The following is a 26,262-nucleotide window of genomic DNA, read 5'->3' as shown; positions in this document are numbered from 1 at the left end:
GCGAAGGGAACCCGCCTGACACGATTCGCTTCAGTCCCCAATAGACCAAACAGAGGTGACTTACATTGTACGACAACCCATCCCAGCAGAACCCCTACCAACCAGCGCCGAACCCCGGCCAGCCCCAGCAGCAGCCGCTCACGTCGCTGCTCCCCGCCGGGCCTGACCGCCCCTCCCCGGCCGGACTCGGCCTCGCCGGAGCCGGTATGGCGCTGCTTGCCGTAGGGTCGCTGATCCCGCAGGTCTCCTTCGACGGCTCCGAAGAGGACCTGGCCTACCTCCCGCTCACGGGCCTCGGGGGCGTCGTCGGCGGCCTCCCCGGGCTCGCACCGGCCCTCATCCTGATCGTCCTGGTCGGCTGGACTGCCGTCGGCATCAAGCCCGGCCTCCAATGGACCGCCAAGCTCGGCGGCATCGGCCTGGCCCTGACTACCATCGCCGCCTCCTTCCAACCGGTCCAGGCCCTCAACAGCATCATCGAGGACTCCGAGGCCTCCGACCTCGAGGTCGCGGCCGGAGGAGGCATCTGGCTCTACATCCTCGCCGCGCTCCTGCTTGCGGTCAGCATCTTCCTGATGCGCTGGGCCCCGCAGCCCCCGCAGCCCCCGCAGCAGCCGGGGCCCTACAGCCAACCCCAGCAGTAACCGAACCGCAGAACAAAACGGAGGCCGGGCGCAACGCGCCCGGCCTCTGGTCGGGGTGGGCACCGGCAAGGGAGCGGAAGATGGCCGCAGGACCCGCAGAAACGAGACGAGGACGAGTAGACGGCCCGTCACGTCCACTGTGACAGGCGGCAGGGCAAAGGCATCCTCGTCCTCCCCCCGGCGATCCTGTTCGCAGTGTTCTCCGGGCTGACCGAAGCGGTCACGCCCCTCGAAGGCCAGGCGGCCGGCGGCCCCGGCCTCCTCCTCGGCGGCGCGGCCGCCGCCGTCCTGATCTGGTGGTTCGACCGCTGGCTGGAGAGCCGCGGATCGTCGAGATGGATGGTGGCACCTTCGTACCAGCCCAGACGTCCCGGCCAACTGGGCGCAGATCGACAACTCTGGAGCGAAGCAAACTCACTGTTCGATTCGCAGCCAGAACAAGCGCCCATTGAGACGCTCGTACTCGATCACGCGATTGTCCTCGAAGCGTCCATCAAGGCTCGCAAACTCCGGTTCCAGGTCATCCTCGACCTCGTCATCAGCATGGAACCTTAGCTCGCATCGCCCAAGCCCAGGGGTGTCATCACTCCCTCCGGAAGTCATGGCGTCGGAGGGAACTGGTTCCTTGTATGATCTCTCGACCTTGGCCGTACCGGTCCGGTACTCGCCTTCTCCGCTGAACCTAACGCCTGCGGTCTCCATGACACCTCACCGACCTCCCTGGTGATCTTGGTGCCTGTGAGTTTAGGCGGAACAGAAATTTCATGAGCTGAGTTCGCCAAAGAGTAGCGGTGTCACCTTGCCGAAGTCGATGACGAAATCGGCGGGGAGTCCACCATGCGGCACGTTCAGCCCCTCCGGGAAACGCTCCAGTCTCGGCGGCGACTACCAGGCGGTACTTGACTCGCGGTCCAGCATCGGCTGGGAGCCGCATTCGCAGCGCGACCTGCGTCTTTTGAGTCGCTTGCGGTTAACGCCGGAAATAGATGGATCTTTGGTATGCAACCAACTTTGGGCCTTGCGACGTACCTTGTTCGCGCGGCCCGACCGGGGCCATGCGCCACAGAGGAGGAGTGCGATGCGGAAACGAAGCATTATCGGTGCGGCCCTAGCGGTCACCGCGCTGGGGGGAGCCGCCGCCTGGGGCGGCGTCTTCGCCAACGCGGCCGAAAACGACCCCCGGGCCGAAACGGGCCGGGCCGTATCCGAAGCCGCCGCGACCGGGACGCTCAAGCTGCCCACCGGCGACGTGGTGCGGTTGTCGCCCGGCGGCGGCATCGATGTCGAACCGGCGGCCGGTCGTGAGGACGTCGGCTTCGTCGGGCAGACCGCGCTTGACGGTTCGGACGACGTGGTCGTCGTCCCCACCGACATGCTCGACGCGATCCGCTCCGGCGACGAGGACCCGCGCCGCTACAACGTCTCCCGGCTCCTCGCCGCCGGGCACACCGACGCGGCGAACGTCGCTGAAGCGGAGCTCGACACCCGCGACTACGCCGGGTTCGTCCCGGCCGCCCAGCAGGCCAAGGCATCGGAGGCGGCCCAGGAGCTGACCGTCAGCGTCAGCGACCGCTCCGGCGGCGTCCCGGACGAGTCCCTCGTCGTCTGGATGAAGGAGGGCACCGACGAGTCCGACGTCATCGCGATCGGCAAGGACGGCACCGGCACCGCCGAGCTCGAACCGGGCGACTACCTGATCATGACCGTGACCATCAACGACGCCAATGAAACCGAGCGCGGCGAGACCGTATACGGCTACACCCCGGTCACCGTCGGCGAGGAGCCCGCCGAACTGACCGTCGACGCCGCAGCGGCCGCGCCCGTCAGCGTCGAGGTGGAGCGCGAGGACGCCGAACTCGAAGAGCACCTGCTCTACATTGAGGCCGCCACCGAGACCAGCAGCCACGGCACCTTCGAGTTCATGGGCGCCGACTCCGACGCCTACCTCCTGCCCCAGCCCGGCGAGTCCGACTTCGAGTTCAACTTCATCTACCAGCCGGTACTGACGGGCCCGGCGGACGCCGCCGAGCCCTACGCCTACACGCTCGCGTTCGGCGAGGCCGGTTCGCTGCCCGCCGACCCGGCGTACACCGTCGCCGACGCCGACCTGGCGGTCGAACAGACCGAATACCAGGACCTCGGCGTCGAACTCCAAGGGCGCCAATGCGACTACCCGCGGGTCTGGGAGGACCAGTTCTTCCTGTTCGCGCAGTGCGTCGACCGCGCCTTCCCGTCGCAGGCGACGAACCTCTACAACGCCGCGCCGATCCAGTGGGACCGGACCGTCGAAGCGGGCCTGTTCGACGCCGACAAAGAACTCACCGAGGGCTTCACGAGCTTCAGCGGCGAGACCGCGCTGCCGGCCGGCCCGGCCGAGCGGGTCATCGGCGACGGCCCACTGTCCGCGGGCGTCCCCTGGCTCGGCCGCACAGGGGACACGATCTGGGGCCGCGTCTCCCCGGTCGAGAGCCACGCCGGCGAGACCGTGACCCTGGTCGGATACGAGACCAGTACCGCCACGCTGAGCCGCGACAGCGAGGAGCTCGGCACCACCGAAGACCTGGCCGACTTCGCCTTCGAACTGCCCGAAGGCGATCAGGGCCGCTACACCCTCACCGCCGAGGCCACTCGCGGCACCGACACCTCGCCGTTCGCCGTCCAATCCTCGCTCGAATGGCAGTTCGACTCCGCGACCGCCGAGGACGCGGCTCTGGACCTCCCGGTGGTCACCCTGGAATCCGAAGCCGTGCAAGGCGGCTGGGCCGACCGCGGTGAACCCCAGGAGATCACCCTGGGGCTCGCCTCGATGGAGAACAGCGCCGAGTCGATGGGCCTGGAGGTCTCCTACGACGACGGCAGGACCTGGACCGAAGCCGAACTCGAAGGCGACACCGCCACTCTCGAACACCCCGACGACGCCGCGTACGTCTCGCTCCGCCTGACCGCCACCGACACCGTCGGCACCGAGGTCACCCACACCACCATCCGCTCCTACGGCCTCCGCTGACCCGAAAAGAGAACGGGCCCCGCCGCTGTTGCGGCGGGGCCCGTTCAGTGTCTTGCCATACTGCCGGATTCAGCGGTTCGGTGCGAAACCGGAAGTCGACGTCTTCGCGGGGCGGAAGACCATGAACACCCTCCGCTCCTGCTCCTCCACGAAGGCGCGCTTGGCATCGACCTCATCGGTCAAGGCCAGGCGCCCGAGACTCGCGGCCAGCTCGAAGAAACCGTCGCCGGGCAGCCCCGTCTCGCCGTCGCGGACCACGACCGAGATCATGAGCTTCAGTCCAGTCGCCTTGGAATGAGCGACGGTGATGTCGTCGCAGAGCTTCCCGATATGACCGGAAAAGTCCCCGCCGATCTCGTACGGCCGGCCGAGTTCACGGTTCAGATCATCGTAGGAGAGCGTTTCGCCCCGAGAGGCGTGCCGCTTGAGCACTTGCAGTCCGGATGCGATGAGAACGGAGTCGTCGTGCGCCATAACGGGCCTGCTTCATAGAGAATGCGATCGGACCCGATGAGGGGATGACCTCGACCGTAACACGGTTGTCCCGTCCCCGCCGATGCATCGATCTTCAACCGGAATCGGTTCTGGCGCGTATAACGTCGTAGGGCCGAGCGAAGCGCAGGCCCTGTGGCAGGATCAGCAACCGGGCCCCGGTCCGTCCCCGACACACGACCAGAAGGAACGACCTCATGCCGATCCAGGGTGTGCTTTTCGACGTCGACGACACCCTGTTCGACTCGGGATCGGAGGCTGCCAGTGTGCTTGCCTATCTGCGGCTGCAAGACCTGCTGGACCGGTTCCCCGACAGCGCCGCGGCGCTCGGACTATGGCGGGAGCTCAAGGAGCGGCACTATGCCCGCTTCCTGAAGGGCGAACTCACCTTCGCCGCGCAGCAGCGCGAACGCACTCGGGAACTCCTCACCCGCATCGGCGCGTCCACGAAAGCCGGTCTCTCCGACCAGGAGGCCTCCGCATGGTTCGCCGGGTACCAAGCCCACCGCCACGCGTCCCGGGCACCGTTCCCCGACGCCGAGCCAGCACTCAAGAAACTCGCGCCCGACTTTCGCCTGGGCGTCGTCTCCAACTCCTCCGCCGACCATCAACGCCACAAACTCGACACCATCGGACTCCATCTCCTACTTCGGCGACCGGCTCATATGTTCGGATCAGCACGGCGCACCCAAACCCGCGGCGAGCATCTTCCTCGCCGGCTGCACCTCGCTCGGCCTCCAACCACACGAGGTGGCCTACATCGGAGACAACTACGACACCGACGCGATCGGGGCGCACCGAGCGGGGCTCCACGGCTTCTGGCTCGACCGAGCGAACGACAATGCCACCACCGCGGTCAACGCCGACATCCGCGTCATCCACTCGCTCAACGAACTCCAGGACATCCTCACCGCACGAAACTCAGACTTACAACCCGAGCACTCACACGTTTCGGTGTCGAAGTCAGTAGGTAGGACTGAGGTAAAGCCGGTCGGCAATGGCCGCGGTCTAGGGTCAGGCGGACCCCGCCTACAAGGAAGGCCCGCTCTGGTGCGCACTGTTCACGTCGTCACCCACCCTGAAGCGACGCACCACGTCGAGAGCGTGGTCGGTGGGTGGCATGATTCGCCGCTCACGCCCGCCGGCATCCGCGCGGCCCGCTCCATCGGCCAGGCACTGCGAGCGGCGGTCCCCGAGGGCGCCGAGGTCGAGCTGTTCTCCTCGGACCTGCAGCGCACCAAGCAGACGGCCGAGGTCATCGCCGAGCGGGTCAGTGTGCAACCGATCCTTGATCGGCGACTGCGGGAGAAGTCCTTCGGCGAGGCGGAGGCAAAGCCGAAGGCATGGCTGGACCAGCGGTACGTCCCCCCGCCAGCGATCGGGAACCGGATGGAACACGATCTGGGAGTGCCCGGCGCCGAATCCAATGCAGCGCTCGCGCAGCGCATCAACGAAGCCATGGACGAGATCCTGCAGCGCCCTTGCGAACATCAGATCATCGTCACCCACGGCTTCGCCCTGACGTTCGTCGTTGCATCCTGGATCAAGATGCCGATCGAGTCGCTCGGCTACGTGGTATTCAAGGTGCCCTCCGGCAGCATCACCACACTTCACGAGGACGACTTCCATCGCAGCCGCCAAGTCATCCGCCTCGGCGATACCCGCCATCTCGACCCGATCAGGACCGACTGACCGCAACCTGACTGGCATTGACGGCTTGCGGCGCCAGCGGAGCTTCTCAATCCAATGGTGTTGTGCCGCTTGCACTGCGAGATCACCGGCAGGAGACCGACCCATCGCCGAATTCAGGAAGTGGTGTCGAGTCTGCCCAGACCCTGTCGGGCCTGCTACTCGTTGGCGGCGTTGAGAAGGGATGATGCGTGCTCGCCCTGTCCGCAGTGTCGGCATGGGGTGCGTCGCCGCAGGTAGTAAGCGTAGGTCGCGGCGCCGAGCGCGGGTCCCCACAATGGCCACAGCATCGTCGGGCCGGTGATGCCCCACTGCTGGGTGTCGATGCCGTGGAGCAGCAGTGAGCGGGCCTCGCTGACGCCCGCCGCTGTGATGAAGACCGTGATGATCGACGCCGGGATCAGCGCCAATGACGGCGGCACTCGTCGACCGGCCGCGAACCAGATCCATCGCGGGAAGACTTCACCCCACGGTCGAACCAGCCCCACGGTGAGCACCATGCCGCCGATCGCCATTGAGGCCATCAGCAGGTCACCGACGATCACCCCCGAGCCCTCCATCTCGTCGTAGAACGCCTGCGGAATACCCACCCGGCTCCCTGCGGCCATCGCAAGCCTGGAGAGTGCGTAGATGGCGGGAACACCGGCGGCCACGGCCACGGCCCACCGGCCCCACCGCAGTGCGTTGGGCGGGGTGGACCACCACGCGACCGTCCCGTCGCGGCCGCAGTTCGCGCAGGCCTGTCCGGTACGTCGTTGGTAGGAGAGCGCGGCCAGGCCCCACAGCAGGCCGCCTCCCAACAGGATGAGCAGGTGCAGTCGCGGCCATGGAAAGAAGTCGGCGACGCTCCCTCCTCCCGGCACGCCGGTGAAGGCGAACACCGGAGCGACCAGGATCCGGGTGATCAGCATCAGCAGCCGAAGGTCGGTGACCACCACGGCCAATGTCGCCGCGGCCGCCCATGCGAAGACCATCACCGCCGCGCGAACGAAGCCACGGCCGACCGCCTTGGCCATCATGACTCCGACGGCCGCGCCGAGCAGTCCGAGGAGAGCGATCACCGGCGCAGCAGTCACCACATCGGCGTCGACCAGAATCGAGTACTCGGCTTCTTGGTCGTTCCCGCGCCCGAATGGAAATCCGGCACCGCCGAATGCCCAGTAGGCTCCGAGCGCGCCGTAGGCCAGGGACCAGACGGCCGCCGCATAGCCGGACCACCGCGGCCAGCCCGACCACCAGGCCGGCAATCGTCCCCTGCGCGTCTTCGCGGCCCCGCTGCGAACCGTGTTCTCCTGCATTCCACCGGTCTCCGTCCCTGAACCCACCGCTCGCGCTCCACGGGGAACGCGACTGACGATCTGTCATTCGGCCCCTCCAGCTTCGACGTACCAGACCTCTGTGCAGTCACCCTCGTGAGTGAACCGACTCCCCCGCGCGGGTGATTCTCGTAAGCGCGTAGAAGACCCCCTTTGAGCTCGCCTGTGCATGGTGGTACCCGGCAGCAGCCGGGTACCGTGCTCGCTTCTCCGGGTTGCGACACTGAATCTTCCAACCGGGCCGCGCTGGTTGTCCGGAAGCCCATGGCGCAAACAATCGACGGTCAGCGGCGAGGAAGTCTGATGCTCGGATCGCTATGACCCGCCGACTCCTGTGCGCCGGCGAAGATAATGCCAGGTCACCGCCAACAGCAGGGGCGGCCACAAGGCCATGGGGATGTACCAGCGCAATACGTCCCAGCCCAGGGAGTTGGGGCATCCGGCCGGGACTGGATTCATGGCCGTCACGGGTTCACTCAGCAGCAGCGGACCCCACAGGTCCTCCACGACGCTGTACCAATAGCCCACCAAGACGAGCACGGCCCCGGCCGCCGCTGTCGCCACGGCTAGAGCCACCGGCACCCGGCGACCGCCGAGCACGGGCAACCATGGTGGAAGGACCTCGCCCCACGGACGGATCAGTCCAAGCGTCAGCAACGCGAGACCGAGTTGTCCCGCCGGCAGCAGCGCCGCCACATAGATATTCTCGAGGAGAGAGCCTCCCGCGGATCCACAGGTGTCCTGATCGTGCGCGAGCGTGCCCAAGGAATGGACCAGGCGCCACGCGACCGATGGAACACAGCACAGTGGAACCATCCAAACCGCGATCTTTACCCACATCGGCACCAAATCTGCCCGAAACGTTGACTGCATAAGAAAATCGTCGCCGAGCACTCACAGACGGAGATCCCCCAAGAGGGTGATGTCCATCCCCCGCAAGAGGGTGATGTCCTCCCCCGTTGGAAGACAGCGGCCCCCAGCACGCGGACCAGACCCGGCGGCAGCCAGGATGACGACGAGGGCAGCCGGTGCTCGGCTGAACGGCGAATGCGCTCGGCATGTTCCACTGACCGCAGGCGTTGACTCTGGTGGCCCGGCCGCTTTGCGGCCGGGCCACCAGAGTCTGCAACCTGGGGTTTCCGGTCACCGGTGGTTCTGCAATGTCTTCATTCCCGACATGAGGTCGTCGAAGTTCATGGCAGGCGTGATATCCACCTTGGCGTTCAGGCCCTCGAACAGAGGCTCGACCAGCGTCGGAATCGACGCGGTGTTCTTCAGATCGAAGAAGAACATCATGCTCCGCATCCCGTCCTGCGGGAAGAAGTAGACCGCCTCGGGCTTCAGCTCGTCCATGGCGGACTTGAGCTGCTTCGGCATGCCTCCTTCCATGATCGCCTTGTTGCCGGCCTCGACCGGGATCTGCACTTTCAGACAGACTCGCATTCGTTCATCCTCCAGGCGCCGCCGCGGCGGACCATCCGTTCGCGGTCCACGAACCGAGCGACGCCTCCATCTCACATCGCCCGACGGTGTCTGTCCGAATATCAGCGAAGTCTTGGAGATCTCGGCAGAGAGCGAGCCGATGTGGTACCGCCTCAAGCACCACAGGCCCAACCCCCAGGTAGGCACCGTTCTCAATCGCCTCGAAAACTCGTCTGAGGCAGACGGGCCACCTTCAGGCCCTTCATGGCGGCCCCGATCAGAGGTAGCCGGTGGTGTCGGCCGGTTTCCCCGCGTCCCCGGTCGGCATCGGCTACGCGCTGGCCGCCTACTGGCAGGGTTCGCTGACCTGGTGGGCTTTCCGCGCGGACCGGCCCCTGCGCGACTACCTGGCGGACAAACTGACCGTATTCATCGCCATGCTCGGGATGTCCGAGTCGCCCGAACTTGATTCTTTAGCTCTCGGCTGCCGCTCAAGCGCTTCTATCGTTGAATGGTTGGAACGATGCATGGGAAACGCCGGGAGTCATCCGGCACTGCTGATGGACGACGATCATGATCACCACTGATTGGTTCCTCCTCGGTGCTCCGTGGGACTGCTCGGGGTCCGGCCGCGGCGAGCAGGCGGCGCCGGCGGTGCTGCGCGCGGCGGGCCTGTCCGCCATGGTGAGCCGGGATCGGGGTGATGCCGCCTGCACGATCGACAGCGTCGAACGAGACGAACGCACCGGGGTGCTCGCGCTCCCGGAGACAGTGCGTGCGGCTCACGCGCTGGCCGAATACTTGGAACGGGCCCTCGAGGACCTACCGGGACTGCGGCCCTTGGTGATTGGCGGCGACTGCTCCATCCTGCTCGGGATCGTCACGGCCCTGCGTCGATCGGTGGGACCGGTCGGGCTGTGGTTCCTGGACGGGCATCCCGACTACTCGGACGGGCCGGCCTCGGACACCGGGGAGACCGCGGACATGGAACTGGCGGTGCTGACCGGCATCGGGGCGGATTCGCTTGTCGCCCTGGCCGGAAGAGCGCCGATGGTTCCGGCGAGTGCAGTGGTCATGCTCGGCCACCGCACGAGCGGTCTGGACGCGGGTTCGGCTCGTGAGCTCGCCCGGGTTCCCGCAGAGCTGCGCCGAATCGATGCCGCGACCATCGCAGTCGACCCGGCGGCCGCGGGGCGGCGTGCCGCCGCCTGGCCGGCAGGGCCCGATCGGAAGATGTGGCTGCATCTGGACCTTGACGTGCTGGACGGCGACGTGTTTCCCGCGGTGACCTACCCGCAACCGGGCGGCCTCCACTGGGATCAGCTCGCGGCGGTGATGGAGCCCCTCGCACGGTCCCCGCGACTGCTCGGCGTCAGCGTCGCGGACTTTCGGCCCGACCTGGACCCGACCGGCGTATACGCGGCGCGAGTCCTCGTTCTGCTGGAGCGCGTCCTGCCATAACCGGCAGCAGGGTCCCCGATCAATACCGGGGAGCCGAGCGCGTCTGGGCTGCCCGCTTCAGCCTGCTTGGGCCGCAAGAACGCCGAGCGGAGGGTCTCGGCTGGTGGAGGTCGGCGGTCAGGCGGCGAGTTCGGAGATCGGCTTGTGGTTTTTCGGGAAGAGGGAGCCGACCATGATGCGGTCGAGGCCGGGCAGTCGCATGGCGCGGAAGCCCCAGCGGCGCAGCAGGAGTTTGGTCGAGGTGCGCGGCAGGAACCATTCGGTGACGCGGTCCCGGGCCGATTGCTGGATCTCGCTCGCGACCGGGCGCCAGCGGGCTTCATATTCGGTGATGCCCTCGGCCACCGAGGACGCGTGGTGCAGCCGTTCGGCCAGGACATAGGCACCGGCGATGCCGAGTGAGGCGCCCTGCCCGGCGATGAGGGACACCGCGTAGGCGGCGTCGCCGATCAGGATCACCGGTCCGTCGCTGCAGCGCGGCAGGTCGATCTGGGCGACCTGGTCGTAGTAGACCTCGTCCGGTGCCGGGCATTGGGCGAGGGCGCGTTCAGCGAGGCCGCCCATGCCCGCGTATTCGCGTCGCAGGGCTTCGCGCGGGTCGGCGGGCAGGGTCGTATCGGGCGTCCGGTGCACGGTGAAGGCCGCGACGCGGTTGTCGGTGAGTCCGTAGAAGCCCATCTGGCGGTTGAGGGTCTCGGTGAGTACGAACTGGCCGCACACCTGTTCGAACACCTCGGAGTCTGTGAAGACGAAGGCGCCGGTGTGCATGTTCAGGTATCGGAGGTAGTCCTGTTCGGAGCCGAAGACGAGCGAGCGGACGCGGGAGTGGACGCCATCGGCGCCGACGATGAGGTCGGCGTCGATCGCGGTGCCGTCGGAGAGCCGGGCTCGGTTGCCGTCGATGTGGTCGATGGTGGTGCGGTAGCGCAGGTCGACGGAGTCGCTGAGGGATTCGCGGAGCATGCGTTCGAGGGCGGGTCGCATGATGCTGACGAGTTCACCGTTCAGCGCCTTGGCGAAGATCGAGTAGTCGAGGCGGACGGTGGTGCCCCCGCTTCCGTCGATGTAGCGGAATTCGGTGACGGGGCTGGCGAACTGGCGGAGCTCGTCGTGCAGTCCCATCGCGGTCAGGGCCTCGTATCCGGGGCCGGAGAGGTCGATCATGTATCCCTGGGTGCGAGGACCGGGAGCGTGGTCGACGACGTGGACCTCCCAGCCGTGGTGGTGGAGGCGGTTGGCCAGTGCGAGTCCGGCGATGCCGGCGCCGCAGATGACGGCTTTCATCGATCTGGTCCATCCCTGTCGGTGTCGGTGAGCCGGCGCAGGAGCGGCGTGAGGCGCGTGGCCGACAATTGCGGATTGAGTCCTTTATGGAGAAGAAATCCATCCATGACGGCCATGGTGATGATCGCGGCTTCCTCGGGCGCGGGGTGGCCCGAACGGGCCAGTGACGCGGTGAGTGCGCCGCGGAAGTCAGTCATGAGTTCGTTCATCTGGTCGCGCAGGAGGGGGTCGCGAGTGGCGGCGAGGTAGGCCTCTATGAACAGCAGAGAGGCGGGGTCGGTGCCGGTGTACCGGTCGGTCTCGGCGAGCATCGCCGCGATGGCGTCGGCGGGGTTCGGGGCCGCGACGAGGAGGGCCGCGGTGTCGCCGAGCATGGGGCGCATCGCTTCGAGCGTGGCTTGGCGCAGCAGTGCCTGGAGCGACTCGAAATGGTAGTGGACCAGGCCGGGGCGGACACCGGCTCTCTCGGCGAGGATCCGGGTGCTGACGGCGTTCCAGCCGAGTTCGCCGATGAGTTCCCGGGCGGCCGCCAGCAGTTGTGCACGCACGTGGAGGCCGCGTTCTGTGTTGGTCTGACCGGGCATGAGCACTCCTTGGTCGATCGTCCAAGACGATCGACCAAATATAGCGCACGAGGCCGCGAGAGGTGAGGACAGGACGCTCCGAAACCGAGGTGCCGGGTTCAGACCGGCACCTCGGCTCAACGGTGGGTCCCTATCGGAGGGACCAGCGTTGGTTGTCGCCGCCGTTGCAGGTCCAGAGGATGATCTGGGTGCCGTTGGCGGTACCTGCGCCGTTGGCGTCGAGGCAGAGTCCGTTGTGAGCGTTCGTGATGGTGCCGTTCGAGTTCACGGTCCAGCGCTGGTTCGCGCCGCCCGAGCAGTCCCAGATCACCGCCTTGGTGCCGTTGGTCGAACCCCAGCCCGACGCGTCGAGGCACTTGCCGCCGACCTTCAGCTCACCCGCGGAGGTGCGGGCGAACAGCTGGCCGGAGCGCTGCGAGCAGTCCCACAACTGCGCCTGCGACCCGTTCGTCGATGAGTTCGGGACGTCCACGCACCGGTTCGACGCCGCACCCACGATCGCGACGGAGTCGCCCGGTTGCGCAGAAGTGGTCAGGCCGAAGAAGCGCAGCGTCTCGGTGATCGGATGGGGAATGTTGTGCCCCTGGTCCCCCATGCTGATCGCCTCGACCAGGGCCTGGCCGCCGGTGCCGCCGTAGCGAGTCCGGGTCCAGTTCGCCTGCGGGACATCGGTGTAGTCGGCGACCTGATCGGTGCCGTTGACGTTGGTCCACTGGTCGATCTGCTCTTGGAAGTTCGGGTAGCGGAGCACGTCGTCATTGACGCCGTGCCACAGCTGCATCCGCGGCCAGGGCCCGGTGTAGCCGGGGTTGGCGTTTCGGACCGCGTCGCCCCACTGCTGCGGCGTACGGTCGATCCTGCCCTCGGAGCACTCGGAGTTCCACTCCGAGTCGTTGCCGGTCGCGAAGCAGGTGAAGGGCACGCCCGCGAACGCCGCACCGGCCTTGAAGACCTCCGGGTAGACGCCCAGCAGGACATTGGTCATCATCGCGCCCGAGGAGACGCCCGCGGCGAAGATCCGGTTCGGGTCGGCCCCGTAGTTGGCGAGCACGTGGTCGACCATCGACTTGATGCTGACCGAATCGCCGCCGGTTCCGCTGAGCGAGGCCTGCGAGGCGACGTCGAAGCACTTGCTGGCGCGGGTCACCGACGGGTAGATGACGATGAAGCCGTGCTGGTCCGCCTGCTCGTCGAACTGGCTGCCGTTGTAGAAGTCCGGTCCGGAGCCGCCGCACCAGTGATTGCCCACCACGATTGCCGGGTTCGCGGTGACATTGTCGGGCACGTACAGGTACATCCCGAGGTTGCCGGGGTTGTCGCCGAAGTCGCTGATCTGCGTCAGCTGCGCGGCGTACGCGGGCTTCGGTCCGACCAGCACGACGAGCGCGGCCGTGACCGCGATGATCGCAGCCAGGGCCGTGATCGCGCCTCGGCGCAATCGGGTGGTTGATGCCATGAAGATGTTCCTTGTCTGGAGGGTGGCAGATCGAGTCGCCTCCACCGACCAGCGGCCACTTAATTGAGACGACTAAGTATTCAAATACATTGAATCACCAATATGCCGATATGGGAAGGCCCGCAGGGATGTACGCTGCGAACGCAGGTTCCATCGTGGGGATTTCAGGCCTTGAGTCGGTCGTTTCGGTTCGAGGGGTTGAACACGATGCGCGGGCGGTTCGTCTTGTCGTCGATGGTGACGGTGGCATCGACGTCGTAGACGAGAGCGATGAGCTCCGGCGTCAGGACGTCGTTCGGGGATCCGGCCGCGACCGCGCGACCGTCCTTGAGGACCAGGAGCGCGTCGCAGAACATCGCCGCGAGGTTGAGGTCGTGGAGCGCCACCACCGTGGTGACCGGCAGTTCGGTGATGAGCTGCAGCAGATCGAGCTGGTAGCGGATGTCGAGGTGGTTGGTGGGCTCGTCGAGCAGGAGTTCCCGCGGCTGCTGAGCCAGCGCGCGAGCGATGTGGACGCGCTGCCGCTCGCCGCCGGAGAGGCGATGCCACAACTCCCCTGCTTTGCCCTGAAGTCCGGTGCGCTCCAACGCGTCCGATACCGCTTCGGTGTCCGCTTGCCGGCTGCCGCCGAAGACGCCTCGGTGCGGGATTCGGCCGAGGGCGACGATGTCGCACACGGTGATGTCGACGACCGTGTCGGCGTGTTGGGTGACGGTGGCGATCGCGCGCGCGGCCTCTCGGCGGGAGATCGCCGCGAGCGACGTGTCGTCAAGGGTGACAAGGCCCGCGGTGGGCCGTACGGCGCCGGAGAGCAGCCTGATGAGGGAGGACTTGCCCGAGCCGTTGGGGCCGAGCAGGCCGATGGTCTCGCCGGGCCGGGGATCCAAGGTGATCCCGTCGACGACGAGCCGGCCGCCGCGATTCCAGGTGACGTCGCGGGTCTGGAGTGTCACTGGGCCCTCCTGCGGCGGAACATGATGGCGATGAACACCGGCACGCCGATCAGGGCGGTGGCGACGCCGACGGGCAGTGGCGACGGCGAGAAGGCGACGCGCGATATCGCGTCGACCCAGACCATGAAGGTCGCCCCGATGAGCGCGGTCACCGGCACGAGGCGGACGTGGAGCGGTCCGGTGAAGAACCGGGCCGCGTGCGGAAGCACGAGACCGACGAATCCGATGGCCCCGGCGACGCTGACGAGTGTCGCGGTCAGCAGCGCGGTGACGGTCATGAACATGATGCGCTCTCGCCGGACGGAGACCCCTAGTGAGGACGCGACATCGTCGCCGAACGCGAACGCGTCCAGGACCTGGGCTCGCAAGAGGCAGAACCCGATCCCGCCGAGAACGGCGAGTCCGCACAGCGCTACGTCGTCCCACCGCACGCCTTCGAGCGAGCCGAGCAGCCAGAACATCACGCCGCGGGTCGCGTCCGAATCGGCGAAGGCGAAGACGACGAACGAGGTCAGTGCGGAGAACAACTGGGTCACCGCGATTCCGGCCAGGATCACCTTGTCGTCGCTCCCTCCGGCCAGGCGGGCGATCAGCAGCACGACGGCGAAGGAGGCGATGGAGCCGATGAACGCACCGCCGGGGATGCCGAGGGCGGCCGGGCCGACTCCGAGGATCGCGACGACGACGGCACCGGTCGAGGCGCCCGACGAGATGCCCAGGACGTACGGGTCGGCCAGGGGGTTGCGCAGCAGCGATTGCAGGATCACCCCGCACACGCCGAGGCCGGCGCCGCAGGTCGCGGCCACCAGGGCGCGCGGCAGGCGGTCGTCCCAGACGATCGCCTCCTTCGACACCCGGATCGGGATGTCCGCGCCCGCAAGGTGGTTGAGGAGGATGTCGCGCACATTGACCAGTGACACGTCCGCGGGGCCGAGCGTGATCGCCACGCCGACCGATACCAGCAGCAGCGTGAATGCGCCGAGGCCGATGCCGAGGAATCGCAGCCGCGTTCCGCTCCGGGGCGACTGCCCCGAGACGGACGCCGGCCGCGTGGGGCTGAGGATCACTGCGCTCCTTCGAAGGACTGGAGTCCTTCGGCGAGGGCTTCGAGACCGTCGATCATCTGGATCGACGGGTTCATCTCGGCCCCGTGCAGGGCGATGAACCGTTCGTCGGTGACCGCCGTGAGGTTTTCGGTGACCGGGTCGGTCTGGAGGAAGTCGATCTTCTCCTGCAGCTGATCGCCGGGCCAGCGCTCGCGGCTGAGGTCCCCCAGGACGAGGACGTCGGGGTCCCGGTCGACGAAGGTCTCCCAGGTGGTCGCCGGCCAGTCGTCGTCGAGGTCGGCGAACACGTTCACGGCGCCGACCTCGGTGGCCAGCAGGTTCGCCGAGCCGAGCCCACCGGCGATGTAGGGCGTCTTCAGATCGGAGAACCAGAACGCGACCGACAGGCCCGAGGCCTCGATGTCTTCCAGTGCCGCCTGGCGGCGGGCTTCGAGCTCTTCGATGAGCGCCTCGCCGCGGCTCGAAACGTCGAAGATCTGGGCGAGTTCGCGGATCTCCTGGTAGAGCGCGTCGACGGTCAGCGCGTTGGTGCGGGTGCCGCCGCCGTTGATGCTCATTCCATTGTCACAGTCGGTCGGCGAGAGGTATGACTCGATGCCCGTCTCGGCGAACCGGCTTCGCTCGGCCACGCCGCCTTGGGCGAAGTGGCGTCCGAAGGAGGCGGTCACGAAGTCGGGGTCGGTGCCCATGACGACCTCGTAGGTCGGGGCTTCCTCGGCCAGGCGGGGTACGTCGGCGTTGGCCTGCTCCAGGTTCTCCCGCACCGGGTCGGTCCAGGACGCCGTGCCGACCATGCGGTCTTGCAGGCCGAGCGACAGGAGGATCTCGGTCGAGCCCTGGTCGAGTGAGACGACCTGCTGCGGCGCGGCGTCAAAGGTGACCTCCTCGCCGCAGTTCTCGACCACCAGCGGATAGGTCGTCGCACCCTCGCCGGCGACGGTGGTCTGCTCTGGTACCGGTTCGGATGCGCCGCAACCGGTCAGGACCGCCAACAACATTGATGCCCCTACAGCAGCGGGGATTGCGCGCGCGCCGATATTCACCTGATTCGTTCCTTTGATCCGGGCCGATGCGGCTGCCAAGACCGCTTTCCGACTCGAACCTTAGGTTAGCCTGACCTCATTAACCCGAGCCGGCCTCGTCCTTGAGGTCGGCACCACAACTTGTCCGAATGACCCCCTACGCCGTGAAGAAGTCGATGAGTGCGCGGGCGATCCGGCCGGGGGCGTTCTCCGTGGGGATGTGTCCTGCGTCCGGGATGCGCATGAGTGTCGAGTGCGGGATCTCCGAGGTGAATTTCTCGGCGTACTCCACCTTCTGGAAGCCGTCGTCCTCGCCCCAGATCAGCAGCTTGGGCGCCTGGGACCGCCGCAGCGCGGGAACGAGATCGAGGGTGTAGCGGCTGTCGGCCGCGCCGGCCATGGCCATCCAGGAGCGGCGAACGCGCGCATCGGTCCACGGGTCCAGATAGTCGGCGATCCGCTGTTCGGTGGCGGCGCCGGCGAGCGCCGTCGCCACCGCCTGTCGGCGGGCTGCGAGCATCTCCTCGGCGGTGGTCGCCGCGACGACCTCCGGATCCCGGAACCGGGCCACGCCGGGCACCGGCCAGGAGTCGTAGGTGACCGAGTTGACCAAGGCCAGCCCGTGCACCTCCACTCCACCGTGGACGAGGAGATGCTGGGCGACACCGCCGCCGATGTCATGACCTGCCACGGCGATCGACCCGGAGAGCCCCAGCGCGGAGGCGAACCGCGTCACCCAGTCCGCGAGCGCCGGGACCGTGGCCGTCTCCAGGGTGAGCTCGCCTCCCGAGCGCCCCAGCCCGGGCAGGTCGACCGCGATGGGCCGCAGCCCCGCCTCCGCGAGGCGGCCCATCACCGGGAGCCACACCCGGCTCCAATACGTTCCGTGCAGCAGCAGCACGACCGGACCGTCCTGCCCTGCGGTCAGGTAGCTGGCCGTCTCGCCGTCGACCTGGACCTCGGTCCTCGACACTCTCGTTTCTGCGGTTTCACTCATGGGACAACGGTGACCGGAATCGACCTCCCGGCCAAGAGTCTGGAAAGACATCTACAGGTATATTCCTGCCATGAGCCTTCACCGGGTGGTGGCCCTACTCAACCCGCCCCAGCCGCCTTTCGAACTCGCCTGCGCCGCTGAAGTCTTCGGCACGGTCCACACGGACGTGCCGGTGCGCTACAGCTTCCGAACCTGCGCCGTGCGCCCCGGCGCCGTGCAGACCACCGTCGGCTTCGCAATGCTCGTCGATGCGGGCCTGGAGGCGTTGCGGGAGGCGGACACCGTGGTCGTCCCCGGCTGGCAGCCGCACGGTGCGTCGGCGTCGCCAGCCGTCATCGAGGCGCTGCGGGCCGCCCACGATCGCGGGACGAGGATCGTCGCCATCTGTACGGGGGCGTTCGTCCTCGCGCAGGCCGGGCTGCTCGACGGCCGCCGCGCCACCACCCACTGGCGCCACGCAGACCGGTTCGCCGCCACCTTCCCTGCGGTGCAGGCGGACCCGGACGTGCTGTTCGTGGATCACGGCGACGTGGCGACCAGCGCCGGAACCGGCGCGGGCATCGACCTGTGCCTGCATCTGGTGCGGTCCGATCACGGCGCGGCCTACGCCGCGCAGATCGCCCGGAACATGGTGCTGCCGCCGCACCGGGAGGGCAGCCAGCTCCAGTACGCCGCGCAGCCCGCACCGGTCAGGGCGGACGAGTCGCTGGCGCCGCTGCTGGAGTGGGCCGCCTCCCGCCTCGACACCCGACTGACCCTCGATCGCCTCGCCGAACACGCCGGACTGTCCAGCCGGACCCTCGCCCGGCGATTCACCGAACAGCTCGGCACCAGCCCGGGGCAGTGGCTGCTCGGCCAGCGCCTCGACGCGGCACGGGTATTGCTGGAGCAGACCGACCTGCCGGTGGAATCCATCGCCACCCGGGTCGGACTCGCCTCGGCGGTCAACCTGCGTCGCCGCTTCCGGGCGCATCTGGGCACCACCCCCGGCGCCTACCGCCGGACCTTCGGCGAAACCTGACGAAGTGGAACCGGCGTCGGCCCGGGCCGATAGGGGCCCGGGCCGATAGGGGCCCGGGCCGACTTGGTGATTTGGTGATGCCGTCGTATTCGCTTACCGGGTCAGGTCCACCAGCAGCTTGCCGCGGACGTGGCCCTGTTCGCCGTAGCGGTGGGCCGCTGCGATCTCGCCGAAGCCGAACACTCGGTCCACATTGGGCATCATTTGGCCCGCGTCGATGAGCTGGGCGATCAGTTCCAGCTGGTGGCGGTCCGGGTGCACGAAGCGGAATCCGGCCGAGAAGTAGGTGAGCAGTCCGGCCTCGTGGGCGCGGTGGACGAGCGCGACGGCCTGCTCGAACGCGAGCTGCTCGATGACGCAGCGGCTCGGGTAGGTGTCGGCGGTGCCGTCCCAGGTGACCTTGTCGAAGCCGCCGGCGGCGGCCAGTTCGATGCCGAGCAGGCCGATCGAGTAGCGGTCGGCGGCGAGCTGCGGCCGTCCTCCGTTGGCGCGCAGGGTCTCCACCCGGTCATCGAGTATCGGCGTGTTCAGGTTGAACGCGGCCGAGAGCACCTGGCGGTGGCGATCGCGCCTGACGTTGCCGACGATGGCGCTCATGAACTCGACGGCCTCGGTGGCCGTCATGCGCTCGATGGCGAGCTTGCACTCGGTGAGACCGTCGCCGAACAGCGACGAGCAGGCCGCCGCGGTGGTGTGGACGGTCTTGAGCATCGAATCGCGAACACTGCCTTCGAACATGGGACGGCCCACATAGGAGGAGACGGGCGCGATGGTGCCGGTGTGGAGGCGGACCCTGGAGATCACCCGGGGGGGGTTGGGGATGCGGTAGGGCTCGACGTCCTCGCGGCTCTGTGTGATGCCGCGTTCGAGGTGTTCGACATGGACGATGACGCCGTTGAGGTAGGTGGCGTCGCGGGTGGTGCCGAGGAGGTGGCCTTCGCCGGGGTCGGTGACGGACATGTAGGTCTGGATGTCCCTGAATCCCGGGCTGCCCCAGGGCTTCGCGGGGATCGGCAACCGGTCGCCGTCGTTGATGAGCGTGTAGGCCAGGTACACCGCGAGGGTCTCGTCGGCGGTGGGCCGGTGTCCGTGTTCGCGGGCATCGGCCAGGTGGCGGGCGATGGCTTCGAGGAAGTCCCCGCCGCCGGTGCGCACCCGGATCCCGCCCTCGGCCGGCTCGACGGTGAGGCCGCCGGACCGGGGCGGCGCGGCCGGGTATTGGAATGCGAACAGTCGCCCGAACTGCTCGCGCAGGACGGCCTCGTCGGCGCGGTGATCGCGCAGCGTCGGGATCGCCGTCGTCATGCGTTCGACGAATTCCCTTGCCGCGGCCGGGAAGTCGTCGAGCAGGCCGGTGGTGAGGGCCCCGATGCGGGCACAGAGGCCGGAGACGTCATCGCTGCCGTGCACGGCGAAAGGCCGCCGCTGCACGTAGTTTTCATCGGCGCGGTGGCGTTTGGACAGCTCCGTCCTTTGCCAGGCGCACAGGTCGATCGCGTACTCGATGACAGCGCGGCGCAGAGTACCGGTGGTGAAGGTACGGGCCGCGGGTGGTGTTGACGCTGTGGAGTTCATGCGATTCCCATCTTGCGAAGGTTGTTGCAAGCAGTCGACCGGCTTCCTTGGTGGGGTCGACTGGTGCTTCGAACGTATATGCTTAGGGGCACGCCGAACAGTGGGAACTTTCGCGGAACCTGGTCACCCGGAGGTGACCATGCAGCTAATCGAATACGCATCCATCCCCCGAATTACGGCGCGAGACAAGAGCCACAATCGACGAGGAAATGCAACCATGGCTGACATCGCTGAATCTGCTACCCCGGAATGTACCGATACCGATTTCTACGACGAGATGTGCCAGTGCCGAAGCGTGCTCGACCTGCTCGCGAACAAGTGGACGGCCCTGATCATCGACGCCCTGGAGGTGCGCACGCATCGGTTCGGCGAATTGCGCCAGCGACTAAAGGGAATAAGCCGCAAAATGCTCACGCAGACCTTGCGCGCGCTAGAAGCCGATGGCCTCGTCAATCGCAAGGTTTATCCCGAGGTTCCATTGCGAGTTGAATATTCTCTTACCGATCTGGGCCGCAGTGCCGCGATTCCATTGAGGCAATTGAAAGCGTGGAGTCGGGACAACGCGGACGAAATTGCGCGGTCCCGGCAGGCCTATGACGACAGCGGAAGTTCGGGATCGCATGACGGCGTGATCACGGCGTGAGCAAAGTCGGCTCGGGTCGGCGTTCGGCCTGGTGAAGCAGACGATTCGGATCCCCATACTGCTCAATGGGAATCGGACCAAGTGTTCAGGCCGTATTCGGTGAGGATCTCGTCGAAGGCGGCGTCGGCCGCCCCCAGCAGGGCGGCGTCCTCTCCTAGCGTGGCGCGCTGGAGCTCTGGTGGATCGCTCCGGCGGAAGTGCATGAGGGCCGCTCCATAGGCCTCGTCGAGGACCGGCCCGGTGGTTCGCCGGAGGTCCGGGGCGGCTCCGCCGATGGCTATGATCTCGGGGTCCAGGGCATTGACCAGGCCCGCGGTTCCACGCCCGAACGCGGCGGCGCTCTCCTTCACGGCCGCTTGCGATTCCGGCGAGTCCTCAGCGAGCACCGACGCAAGGAAGGCCCCCGGGTCGTCGGGTTCGGCCCGGCCGAGACGGCGGGCCAGGAACCTGCCGTCCACGGCCGTCTCCCAACAGCCCTGGGCCCCGCACCCGCAGGTGACCGACGGGTCACCGAAGGGCAGGTGTCCGAATTCGCCGCCCGCCCCAGTGGCCCCGGTAATCGCCCGGCCGCGGTCGACGAAGACCCCGCCGACCCCGGCCTCGACGGTGAGGAACAGCAGGGTCTTGTCCGGGTGGACGCGCCGCGCCTCGGCCAGGCCCGCGAGATTGGCGTTATTGCCCGTCAGCTGCAAAACGCCCGGTATCAGCGGCGCGACTTCGACGTCCTCCCAGCCCAGGCCGCTGGCCTGAGCGATGCGGTGGTGCTGGACGGTGGCGATCACCGACACCGACACCGCGCGGACCCGTGGGCCGTAACGCCGGCTCAATCGCTTGACGGCCCCGCCGATCGCGGCGAGCACGGCCTCCGGGCTCCGGTCCCGGTGAGCCTCGGTGCGCACATCGGATAGTCGCCCCTCCAGATCGCCCACGGCGACGCACCATTCGGCGTGCCGGAGGTCGACTGCCACCGCGAGTGGACCCTCTGGGTGGGCGTGGAGCGTGAAGGTGGGGCGGCCGCGTCCGCCGGGCCGGGCCGGGCGTTCGGAAAGCAGGCCGAGGGCGCGCAGCCGGGCGCAGATCTCCGTGGCCGAACCGCTGGTGAGCTGCAGCACGCGCGCCGCCTCGGTCCGGGTGATCCCAGGCTCGGTCCGCAATAGCCGCAACAAGTCCAGCGCGCCGCTCCATCGGGCGGCCTCGGCCCGGCCGACCTTGGTCTCAGGTTGCATCGGGGTGCCTCCACCTATTATTCTCGTCTTACGAGTTTAATATTCCCCCGGAGGGCTTCATGCGAAGCTACAACAACCCCGAAACCGTCCTGCTGGATGTGGACGCAGACGGGGAGACCACCAGTCCCGCTACGCCGGTACTGGAGTCATCCCCCGAGCCCGATCCGCGGACGCGCCGCATCGTCACCGTCGCCCAGATCGGGCTCGGCTACTCGGTGGCCTGCTTCGGGCCCTACCTGGCCGGGCTGGCCGCCGAGCTCGGTCGGCCGCGCGGCGGGCTGGTGTGGGTGACCTCCACGTTCGGCATCGGCCTGGTGCTCGCCGCCATCGCCGGACCGGCCGTGCTCAGGCTCGGCGCCGGGCGAATACTTCGGGTCGCCCTGCTGGCCATGTGCATCGGGGCCACCGCTATGGCCCTCACTCCGGCCCTGCCGATCGCCGGGGCCGGCTCGGTCCTGGTCGGCCTCGGCAGTGCGGTGGTCGCGCTGACGACCCCGGCGCTGCTGCGCGGTCCCGGTGCGGCACGGCGGCTGTCGATCGCCGTGGGTGTGGCCAGTGCCGCCGGGGTGGCGGCACCGCTGGCGTACGGGGCGCTCGAATCGCTGGGCCAGCCGGGTCGGCTAGCTCTGCTGCTTCCGGTCCCGGTGCTGCTCGCGGGGTTCGCCTGGCGGTCGGTGGCCTCGTCGGGCGAGGGGCCCGCGGCGCGTTCGCGTCCGTCGTTCGGGCCGTCGTTTCTGGGCTGGCTGCGCATCGTGCTGGCGGTGGGGTGCGAATTCTGCTTCGTGGTCTGGGCGGTGGCCCGGCTGGCCGATACCGGTGTCGCCCTTGGCACCGCGTCGGCGCTCGGGGCGGTGTTCGGCATCGGCATGGCCGCGGGCCGGTTCATCGCGCCACGGTTCGTGGACCGTTCCTGGGCGGTGGCGGCCGCCGCGGTGACGACGATGGTCGGGACGGCGCTCGTCTATATCGGTCAGGACGCGGCCACGGTGGCCGCGGGCATCGCGATCGCGAGCGTCGGCATCGCCCCGCTCTATCCGGTCATGCTGGCGCGCTTGGTATCCACGCCCGGGCTGACGGCGCGGCACTCTGCCTCGATCGGGTCGCTGGCGTCCGGAGCGGCGGTCCTCACCGCACCGACCGCGCTCGGCTGGTTGGACAGCGGGATCGGGCTGCGCGAGGCGTTCCTGCTGCCGATCCCGCTGATGCTGCTCCTGCTGGCACTGGCCGCCCGCCGACGCGACACCGACGAAGCCCCCGACGTCATGCTCACTGCTACGAGACCTCGATGACGATCTTTCCCTGATGGTGCTCGGCGGCGAGCCTCGCGAACGCCGCGGGCGCCTCCTCCAAGGGGTAGATCCGGTCGATTACGGGAAGGGCGGCGGCGTCGGCGATCAGGGCGGTGACCGCCTCCAGGTCGGCGCGGGACTGCCACACCACCAGCACCTTGACCAGTTTCCTGGTCGTCAAGCGGATCCACGGTCGGGCGGTGAGCGTCCCGACCAGCACCCGAGTGTGCCCACCGACCATGAAGTAGCTCCCATCTGGGCGCAGCGCGCGGTGGACGCGAAGAGGCGAGCGGTGTGCCACGAGGTCGATGATGCGGTCGTAGCGGTCGCGCTGATCGGCCCAGTCCTGGTCCTCGAAGGCGATCGTCTCATCGGCGCCGACTCGCAGCAGGTGGCCCGCCTTGTCCGCGCGGTCCACCGCCGTGACCTCGGCGCCGAAGTGTTTAGCGAGTGCGATCACGAGTGCGCCGCCGGTTCCGCCCCCGCCATTGACCAGCACCCGGTCACCTTGGCGAACGCCCTGCGTGGCCCGCAACGCGATGCAACCGGCCTGGGGGATCGCGGCCGCATCCAGGAAGGACAGACTGGGCGGCTTGCGGGCGAGGAGCTTCGGCGAGGTCGCGACGTACTCGGCGAGGGCGCCGCGGTAGCCGGCCAGTTCACCGAACACCTCGTCGCCCGGCTCGTACTCTGTCACCGAACTCCCGACCGCCGCCACGACTCCGGCGACGTCCGATCCCGGCACGGGGTTGTGGGGGCGCCGCAGACCGTGGCTGCGCGCGTAGAAGGGCCGACCGGCGAGGTTCTCGCGATCCGATCCGTTCAGGGAGGAGGCCCGGACCTGGATCAGGATCTCGTCGTCTGCGGGGACCGGGTCCGGGAGGTCGCGGACGGTGATGAGATCGGCTGACCCGTACCGATCTTGGAAGACGGCTCTCATGAGGGGATTTCCTGTCTCGCGGCAAGGGATGAGTGTCGACAGTGTACCTCCGACGAGGCACGACAGGGGTTGCCGCGAGACCGTGCACAGCGGCGGGAACGGTCCGGCGGGACGATCGCGAAGCGGCTGAGGCAGGACGGGGCGAACGGGACCGCGTTGTCGCTGCGGTCCCGTCACCTCAGTTGTGGTTCAGGCGGGGCCTGTCACCACTCATTCGCCCCAGTTCGCGGCCGCGCGGCGGCGCACGAGCATGAGGGCCGTCACGCCGGCCGCGGCCAGGACCGCCGCCGAGGCGATGGCGATGGTCAGGCCGGCGCCGGTGGTCGGCAGTTTTCCGTCACCGTTGCCGTTGCCGTTGCCGTCCTCAACCTCCTCGACCAGCTCGGCGATGCCCCAGTTCGCGTTGGTGCTCCAGGACTGGCCGGTCGGGTCGTACCAGGAGTGCACGGCGGTGCGGACCCCATCGGTGCCGTCGTTGACCTGGAGCTCCAGTCCATGCTCGGCACCGACCTCGGCATGCTCCCCGGCCAGCGCGATCGCGATCTCCACCCGGTAACCGGTGCTCGTGGTCGCGGCGGCACTGGTGATCTCGCCCGCGTCGGGTCCGTTGCCTCCCAGGGAGACCACGTTGGTGAAGCTGACGCGGTACTGGCCGTCTGCCACGCCGTAGCCGCCCTCTTTGGCGTTGCCGGGGTTGAGGAACAGTTCGACCGAGTCCTGCTCCCAGGGGTTCGCGCTGCTCTCGTCGAGCTGCGGGTCGGTCACCTCGAACAGGGCGTAGAGCGCCGTCTCGTCCCAGAGCAGGGACACCTCGGCCTTGGCGCCGTCCTCGCCGCCCTCCACATTGACTTCGGTTGCGACCGTGGAGGCTTCGTCCCAGGCCGTGTCCTTGTCCCCGTCGATCTCGGGTGCCGTGTCGGCCAGCGGCACTTGCACTCGGGCGTAGTCGGGTTCCTCTTCCTCGGGGATTTCGGGGAGGCGGCCGGGGTCGACGATGCCCCAGTAGGCCCATTTGGACCGGAGTTGGTCGCTGAAGGGCAAGGGGCTCTCCAGTGGCCGGGGCTCGGTGAGGCTCCGCAGCCAGGAGCGGCCGTCGTGCAGGCCCCAGACGGTCACCGATTCGAGCTGGTCGGCGTGTTCGCGGTACATCGCGAACAGGTCGCGGTAGTAGTGGCCCTGTTCGATGAGGCGGGCCTCGTACTGCGGGAACTCCTCGCCCTCGCCGGGGGCGCCGATGGCGACGTCGAGTTCGGTCACCGATTGGAGGACGCCGAGTCCGGCGAACTTCTCGATGCTCTGCTCGACATGGTCGATGGAGGTGTTGAGACTGATGTGGGTCTGGTGGCCGACGCCGTCGACGGGGACGCCGTCGGCGATCATGTCCGCGACCAGGTTGTACAGGTTGTCGCGCTTGCCGGGGTTCTCGGTGCCGTAGTCGTTGATGAACAGCTTGACGTCGGTGGCGCCGACGGCGTCGAACTGCTCGCGGGCGATGCGGAAGGCGTGCGAGACGTATTCGGGGCCTTCGAAGATCTCGTACCAGCGGCTGTGGCGGTGGATCTCGGCGTTGTTGTCGCTGATGACCTCGTTGACCACGTCCCAGGCCCAGATGCGGTCGCCGTAGTGCTCGGCGAGGGCTCCGGCGTGCGCTTCGAGGCGGTCGAGCATGATCTGGCGGTCCTCATCGGAGCTGCCGAGCGGTTCGCCGGCTTCGGCGTGCCCTTCGGGGTACTGGAACCACCAATCGGGGACCTGGCTGTGCCACAGGATGGTGTGGCCGTAGGTCTCCATGCCGTTCGCTTCGGCGTAGTCGACGAGCTCGTCGGCCGCGTCGAAGGTGAAGTCGCCCTCGGTCGGTTGGATCGCGTCGGGCTTCATGTGGTTCTCGGCGGTGATCTGGTTGAAGTGCTTGCCGAGCAGCTGTGCCGAGGGGTCGGCGATGTCGCGGGCGTCGATCGCGGCGCCGATGCGGAAGTCGTCGGCGAGGACGTCCTGGAGTGAGGGGATGTCCGGTTCTACGCCCGGCGGGACGAGTTCGGTGCCGTCGTCCTGGGCCGAAGCGGGCTGGGCGAAGGCTAGTACCGCTGACAGGAGCAGTACTCCGGTTCCGGCGGCGAGGGCGCGCAGGCGCCGATGCCGCGCTCGGGGTTGACGTTCCATGGCTTTGCAGCTCC

24 protein-coding genes and 2 pseudogenes are annotated in these 26,262 nt (G+C 67.9%); 11 read left to right on the top strand and 15 right to left on the bottom strand.

Features of this window, described 5'->3' with window-relative positions; all coding sequences use genetic code 11:
- Positions 1–65 precede the first annotated feature (65 nt).
- The 3 genes from FAB82_RS16225 (at position 66) to FAB82_RS16215 (ending at position 3,651) form a co-directional block, all read left to right on the top strand.
- The gene (locus FAB82_RS16225) at positions 66–644 is read left to right on the top strand and encodes a hypothetical protein (protein ID WP_136535581.1); all 579 of its coding nucleotides are present in this window, start codon (positions 66–68) and stop codon (positions 642–644) included.
- A gap of 195 nt (positions 645–839) precedes the next feature.
- Entirely contained in the window at positions 840–1,199 is a 360-nt protein-coding gene (locus tag FAB82_RS16220) for a hypothetical protein (RefSeq protein WP_136535580.1), read from the top strand.
- Positions 1,200–1,722: 523 nt separating this feature from the next.
- Positions 1,723–3,651 carry a hypothetical protein gene (locus FAB82_RS16215; RefSeq protein ID WP_136535579.1) on the top strand — a complete coding sequence of 643 codons (1,929 nt, stop codon included), beginning with the start codon at positions 1,723–1,725 and terminating at the stop codon, positions 3,649–3,651.
- Between the two features lie 69 nt (positions 3,652–3,720).
- Here FAB82_RS16215 and FAB82_RS16210 read toward each other — a convergent pair whose 3' ends face one another.
- On the bottom strand, positions 3,721–4,125 hold the full coding sequence (locus FAB82_RS16210; protein ID WP_136535578.1) for a hypothetical protein: 405 nt from the start codon (positions 4,123–4,125) through the stop codon (positions 3,721–3,723).
- Positions 4,126–4,340: 215 nt separating this feature from the next.
- Here FAB82_RS16210 and FAB82_RS28915 point away from each other — a divergent pair.
- The 3 genes and pseudogenes from FAB82_RS28915 to FAB82_RS28625 form a co-directional block, all read left to right on the top strand.
- A pseudogene (locus tag FAB82_RS28915) lies at positions 4,341–4,769 on the top strand (HAD family hydrolase); the annotation flags it as partial.
- Positions 4,750–5,025 (top strand): annotated as a pseudogene (locus tag FAB82_RS28630) (HAD family hydrolase); the annotation flags it as partial. The pseudogenes FAB82_RS28915 and FAB82_RS28630, both read left to right, overlap by 20 nt.
- Before the next feature lie 168 nt (positions 5,026–5,193).
- Complete coding sequence (locus tag FAB82_RS28625; protein WP_136535587.1) at positions 5,194–5,835, top strand: histidine phosphatase family protein; 642 nt, start codon at positions 5,194–5,196, stop codon at positions 5,833–5,835.
- A 155-nt stretch (positions 5,836–5,990) separates the two neighbouring features.
- On the opposite strand, the gene FAB82_RS16195 is transcribed toward FAB82_RS28625, so the two are convergent.
- From FAB82_RS16195 to FAB82_RS16185, 3 genes are all read right to left on the bottom strand, one after another.
- Positions 5,991–7,130, bottom strand: coding sequence for an NYN domain-containing protein (locus FAB82_RS16195; RefSeq protein WP_136535577.1), 1,140 nt, complete (start codon positions 7,128–7,130; stop codon positions 5,991–5,993).
- 333 nt (positions 7,131–7,463) lie between these two features.
- Complete coding sequence (locus FAB82_RS16190) at positions 7,464–8,042, bottom strand: hypothetical protein (RefSeq protein ID WP_136535576.1); 579 nt, start codon at positions 8,040–8,042, stop codon at positions 7,464–7,466.
- A gap of 249 nt (positions 8,043–8,291) precedes the next feature.
- On the bottom strand, positions 8,292–8,591 hold the full coding sequence (locus FAB82_RS16185) for a hypothetical protein (RefSeq protein ID WP_136535575.1): 300 nt from the start codon (positions 8,589–8,591) through the stop codon (positions 8,292–8,294).
- Between the two features lie 272 nt (positions 8,592–8,863).
- On the opposite strand from FAB82_RS16185, the gene FAB82_RS16180 reads away from it, so the two are divergent.
- On the top strand, positions 8,864–9,157 hold the full coding sequence (locus tag FAB82_RS16180) for a hypothetical protein (RefSeq protein ID WP_136535574.1): 294 nt from the start codon (positions 8,864–8,866) through the stop codon (positions 9,155–9,157).
- Positions 9,144–10,031 carry an arginase family protein gene (locus FAB82_RS16175; protein WP_136535573.1) on the top strand — a complete coding sequence of 296 codons (888 nt, stop codon included), beginning with the start codon at positions 9,144–9,146 and terminating at the stop codon, positions 10,029–10,031. The genes FAB82_RS16180 and FAB82_RS16175 overlap by 14 nt, the downstream gene beginning before the upstream one ends.
- A gap of 117 nt (positions 10,032–10,148) precedes the next feature.
- Here the strand turns inward: FAB82_RS16175 and FAB82_RS16170 are convergent, their stop codons facing one another.
- From FAB82_RS16170 to FAB82_RS16140, 7 genes are all read right to left on the bottom strand, one after another.
- Positions 10,149–11,315 carry an FAD-dependent monooxygenase gene (locus tag FAB82_RS16170; protein WP_136535572.1) on the bottom strand — a complete coding sequence of 389 codons (1,167 nt, stop codon included), beginning with the start codon at positions 11,313–11,315 and terminating at the stop codon, positions 10,149–10,151.
- The gene (locus tag FAB82_RS16165) at positions 11,312–11,899 is read right to left on the bottom strand and encodes a TetR/AcrR family transcriptional regulator (protein ID WP_136535571.1); all 588 of its coding nucleotides are present in this window, start codon (positions 11,897–11,899) and stop codon (positions 11,312–11,314) included. The genes FAB82_RS16170 and FAB82_RS16165 overlap by 4 nt, the downstream gene beginning before the upstream one ends.
- A gap of 130 nt (positions 11,900–12,029) precedes the next feature.
- Positions 12,030–13,355, bottom strand: coding sequence for an extracellular catalytic domain type 1 short-chain-length polyhydroxyalkanoate depolymerase (locus tag FAB82_RS16160; RefSeq protein WP_136535570.1), 1,326 nt, complete (start codon positions 13,353–13,355; stop codon positions 12,030–12,032).
- 164 nt (positions 13,356–13,519) lie between these two features.
- Positions 13,520–14,308, bottom strand: a complete 789-nt coding sequence (locus tag FAB82_RS16155; RefSeq protein ID WP_136535569.1) for an ABC transporter ATP-binding protein — start codon at positions 14,306–14,308, stop codon at positions 13,520–13,522.
- Positions 14,305–15,375 (bottom strand): FecCD family ABC transporter permease, encoded by a 1,071-nt coding sequence (locus FAB82_RS16150; protein WP_246039672.1) that lies wholly within the window; start codon positions 15,373–15,375, stop codon positions 14,305–14,307. Before FAB82_RS16150 ends, FAB82_RS16155 begins: the two co-directional genes overlap by 4 nt.
- The gene (locus tag FAB82_RS16145) at positions 15,372–16,373 is read right to left on the bottom strand and encodes an ABC transporter substrate-binding protein (protein WP_136535568.1); all 1,002 of its coding nucleotides are present in this window, start codon (positions 16,371–16,373) and stop codon (positions 15,372–15,374) included. The genes FAB82_RS16150 and FAB82_RS16145 overlap by 4 nt, the downstream gene beginning before the upstream one ends.
- A 181-nt stretch (positions 16,374–16,554) precedes the next feature.
- Positions 16,555–17,394: an alpha/beta fold hydrolase gene (locus FAB82_RS16140; protein ID WP_136535567.1), complete on the bottom strand. Its 840-nt coding sequence runs from the start codon at positions 17,392–17,394 to the stop codon at positions 16,555–16,557.
- Positions 17,395–17,464: 70 nt separating this feature from the next.
- Here FAB82_RS16140 and FAB82_RS16135 point away from each other — a divergent pair, with 70 nt between their 5' ends.
- Positions 17,465–18,415: a GlxA family transcriptional regulator gene (locus FAB82_RS16135; RefSeq protein ID WP_136535566.1), complete on the top strand. Its 951-nt coding sequence runs from the start codon at positions 17,465–17,467 to the stop codon at positions 18,413–18,415.
- 93 nt (positions 18,416–18,508) lie between these two features.
- Here the strand turns inward: FAB82_RS16135 and FAB82_RS16130 are convergent, their stop codons facing one another.
- Positions 18,509–19,990 carry a zinc-binding dehydrogenase gene (locus tag FAB82_RS16130; RefSeq protein WP_136535565.1) on the bottom strand — a complete coding sequence of 494 codons (1,482 nt, stop codon included), beginning with the start codon at positions 19,988–19,990 and terminating at the stop codon, positions 18,509–18,511.
- A gap of 217 nt (positions 19,991–20,207) precedes the next feature.
- Between FAB82_RS16130 and FAB82_RS16125 the strand changes: the two genes are divergently transcribed.
- Positions 20,208–20,633 (top strand): winged helix-turn-helix transcriptional regulator, encoded by a 426-nt coding sequence (locus FAB82_RS16125; protein WP_281276920.1) that lies wholly within the window; start codon positions 20,208–20,210, stop codon positions 20,631–20,633.
- A gap of 62 nt (positions 20,634–20,695) precedes the next feature.
- Here FAB82_RS16125 and FAB82_RS16120 read toward each other — a convergent pair whose 3' ends face one another.
- A complete protein-coding gene (locus tag FAB82_RS16120) occupies positions 20,696–21,859 on the bottom strand; it encodes an ROK family transcriptional regulator (RefSeq protein ID WP_136535564.1) in 1,164 nt (387 codons plus the stop codon).
- A 59-nt stretch (positions 21,860–21,918) separates the two neighbouring features.
- On the opposite strand from FAB82_RS16120, the gene FAB82_RS16115 reads away from it, so the two are divergent.
- Complete coding sequence (locus FAB82_RS16115) at positions 21,919–23,148, top strand: MFS transporter (protein WP_136535563.1); 1,230 nt, start codon at positions 21,919–21,921, stop codon at positions 23,146–23,148.
- On the opposite strand, the gene FAB82_RS16110 is transcribed toward FAB82_RS16115, so the two are convergent.
- Together FAB82_RS16110 and FAB82_RS16105 are read right to left on the bottom strand one after the other, a co-directional pair.
- Positions 23,132–24,088, bottom strand: a complete 957-nt coding sequence (locus FAB82_RS16110) for an NAD(P)-dependent alcohol dehydrogenase (RefSeq protein WP_136535562.1) — start codon at positions 24,086–24,088, stop codon at positions 23,132–23,134. The two genes, FAB82_RS16115 and FAB82_RS16110, sit on opposite strands and share 17 nt — an antisense overlap.
- A gap of 210 nt (positions 24,089–24,298) precedes the next feature.
- The gene (locus FAB82_RS16105; protein ID WP_136535561.1) at positions 24,299–26,248 is read right to left on the bottom strand and encodes an endo-1,4-beta-xylanase; all 1,950 of its coding nucleotides are present in this window, start codon (positions 26,246–26,248) and stop codon (positions 24,299–24,301) included.
- Positions 26,249–26,262: the final 14 nt, after the last annotated feature.

Origin of the sequence: Glycomyces buryatensis (assembly GCF_004912275.1) — a bacterium.
GTDB lineage: Bacteria > Actinomycetota > Actinomycetes > Mycobacteriales > Micromonosporaceae > Glycomyces > Glycomyces buryatensis.
Note: the sequence above shows the minus strand (reverse complement) of the source record. Positions and strands in the feature narration are given on the sequence as shown.